Source organism: Bacillus sp. JJ1127, from assembly GCF_036965845.1.
Lineage (GTDB): Bacteria > Bacillota > Bacilli > Bacillales > Bacillaceae_G > Bacillus_A.
On record NZ_JBALQK010000380.1, the window covers coordinates 1 to 2826 of the forward strand.

Genomic DNA, 2826 nt, shown 5'->3' on the forward strand with positions numbered 1-2826 from the left:
AAAATGGGAACAATCGTATGTCAAGTTTGTGAAAGTACAATTGCACACTTCGAGGATGAGAAAGTAACGGTACTTTACGGGAAATGTGGATCTCATTGCGAATGTGATCACAAGGAACATACAACGGCCCGATAATATATAGAGACTTGTATAAAAAAGTTTTAGGAACTATAAACTTAGGAGGAAATAAAAAATGGGAACAATCGTATGTCAAGTTTGTGAAGGAACAATTGCACACTTTGAAGATGAAAAAACAACAGTACTTTACGGGAAATGTGGATCTCATTGCGAATGTAATCACAAGGAGCATACAAAAGCCCAGTAATAGAGTAAAACGCCTGCATCTGCAGGCGTTTTTTAGTAGATAGTAGTTGTGTGACCAATTGTTGCAACGATTGCATCATCTCTAATAGGGATAAATCCTAGCGTTGTTTGTAGATTGCTTGTAGAAGCATGTTGGCTCATGAGGCGGCTATCTATACGTGTAATAAAATCAGTTAAGTATGCTGAAATAAAGGCATATGGAATTCTTCGGTCATTTAATAGATAAATAATTTGTTCTTTTGTTTTTACACCTACACCGTGACCATAATAAAAGTAATTCCCTAAATAAATTGCATTTTCTCCTTGCCATTCAATCGAAGCTGGATTCACTTGTGGATTTTTAAAGTAAACAAGGTCACCAGGAACGATATCGCCACCTGTTTTTGTTATTAATTTTAGGTCATGATCATAATCCCATGTATAGAGTAAGAGGTTTGCAAATAGATGGTTGAACGTTTCTTCATCATATAATGCTAATAGCGCTTTATAAAAAATAATAATCATTGCTGTTGCACACTCTGTGCCATACATTTTTCCATTTTTAAAAATATCTCGTATCGCGACGGAAGATGGTACGCCAGGGCGTAATTGAAATCCTCCCAGTGATGTTCTTTGCCAAAACTCAGGATTGCAAAAGGATTGCTGAAATGTCCGAAACTGAAATCCACTTTGAAAAAGTTCTAATGCAGAAGTAATAATGTTAATTCGTAAATTTAGATCAAAGCTAAGTTCATCAGCTGTTCGGAAGGAGTATACTTCTTGATTTCCAGTCATAATGGCTAAAATTTGTTGTTTCTCAGTAGCAAACGGTTCGTTTTCATTTGTGATATAAGGATGTACAATAGAGCGACCAATCACAATCATAATGGTATCCCCACCTATACGTTACATTCTCTAGTATCGTATGAATAAACGAAAAAATGGTGAAAAAAAAGCCTATCAACTGATAGGCTTGTATTCTTTAATAACACGTAATGTTTGTAACGTCATATCTTCAGGACCTTGTACTGGTAGACCAGCTTCTAAATTTTTATGAATATAATCTAAGTTTTCTTGTGTAATAATTTCACCCGGAGTAAAGATTGGAATCCCTGGTGGATAAACCATAACAAAATCAGCTATAATGCGGCCAGCAGCATTTTCAAACGAGATAACCTCTGTTTCTGAATAAAAGGCATCTCGAGGAGAGAGAGCAAGTACAGGAATTTCTGGAATTTCAACTTGTACTTGAACACCTTTGTCGGCTCTATGTTTAAATGTCGTTGCCATTTCTTGTAAGGCTCTAATAAGAATGTTTGTTTCATCTTCTGTATCGCCTAGTGTAACAAGACATAGAATGTTATATAAGTCTGAGAGCTCAACTTCAATATTGTAATGTTCTCTTAACCATACTTCTGCTTCATGACCTGTAATTCCTAAGTCCTTTACAGACACAATTAGCTTTGTTGGATCATAGCTAAACGTGGCATCTGTACCTAACATTTCTTTTCCGGGACAATCAAGATGTTCAATATCGTTTATGGCGTCACGAACATGCTCAGCTAGCTGTATTGTTTTTGTTATTAATGCTTTTCCTTCAGTTGCAAGTCTTTTTCTCGCAACATCAAGGGAAGCTAGCAAAATGTAAGAAGTCGATGTAGTTGTAAGCATACTAATAATCGATTGGACATGTTTTACATTTACGAGGCCTTCTTTTACATTTAAAATAGAGCTTTGTGTTAATGATCCGCCTAGCTTATGAACACTTGTCGCTGCCATATCTGCACCCGCTTGCATAGCTGACATCGGTAATTCATCATGAAAATGGATGTGGACACCGTGAGCTTCATCAACTAATACAGGTATTTCGTAGGAATGAGCTAATTCTACAATTTGCTGCAGGTCTGCGGCGAATCCAAAATATGTTGGATTAATAACGAGTAATCCTTTTGCATCTGAGTGTTCCTCAAGTGCTTTTTTTACGGATTGAATCGTAATCCCGTGTGAAATACCGAGTTTCGGATCGATTTCAGGATGAATGAAAATTGGTTTTGCACCTGAGAAAATAATGGCTGACATTACAGATTTATGAACGTTTCGCGGTACGAGAATTTTATCTCCTGGGCCACAAACACTCATCACCATTGTCATAATTGCTCCGCTTGTACCTTGAACTGAAAAGAAAGTATGATCTGCACCGAACGCAGTAGCTGCTAAATCCTGTGCTTCTTTAATCATACCTTTTGGATGATGTAAATCATCGAGCGGCGCAATGTTAATTAAATCAATTGCTAATGCATTATGCCCAATAAATTCGCGAAATACAGGATCCATTCCCTGTCCTTTTTTATGACCTGGAATATGGAATTGAATAGGATTTCGCTTACTGTGCTCTACTAAAGCGGTAAACAATGGTGTTTTGTATTGGGACAATCTATACACCCCTTCTTCTTTGAAATATTTATTATGCTTTGTTTTATGACATCTTGTTCAATAAGAAAGTTATCTTCCCTTGTATAGTTA

At 36.6% G+C, this 2826-nt stretch carries 4 protein-coding genes; 2 read left to right on the forward strand and 2 right to left on the reverse strand.

Annotated features, from left to right (window positions below; translation table 11 throughout):
* The first annotated feature begins 3 nt into the window (after nucleotides 1–3).
* A complete protein-coding gene (locus tag V7183_RS24720) occupies nucleotides 4–135 on the forward strand; it encodes a GapA-binding peptide SR1P (protein WP_335361185.1) in 132 nt (43 codons plus the stop codon).
* 58 nt (nucleotides 136–193) lie between these two features.
* A complete protein-coding gene (locus V7183_RS24725; protein ID WP_097895011.1) occupies nucleotides 194–325 on the forward strand; it encodes a GapA-binding peptide SR1P in 132 nt (43 codons plus the stop codon).
* 32 nt (nucleotides 326–357) lie between these two features.
* Here V7183_RS24725 and V7183_RS24730 read toward each other — a convergent pair whose 3' ends face one another.
* Both V7183_RS24730 and V7183_RS24735 read right to left on the reverse strand, forming a co-directional pair.
* Nucleotides 358–1188, reverse strand: coding sequence for a protein-glutamine gamma-glutamyltransferase (locus V7183_RS24730; protein WP_097895012.1), 831 nt, complete (start codon nucleotides 1186–1188; stop codon nucleotides 358–360).
* A gap of 75 nt (nucleotides 1189–1263) precedes the next feature.
* Nucleotides 1264–2745 carry an aminotransferase class I/II-fold pyridoxal phosphate-dependent enzyme gene (locus V7183_RS24735; RefSeq protein WP_335361184.1) on the reverse strand — a complete coding sequence of 494 codons (1482 nt, stop codon included), beginning with the start codon at nucleotides 2743–2745 and terminating at the stop codon, nucleotides 1264–1266.
* Between the last annotated feature and the right edge of the window lie 81 nt (nucleotides 2746–2826).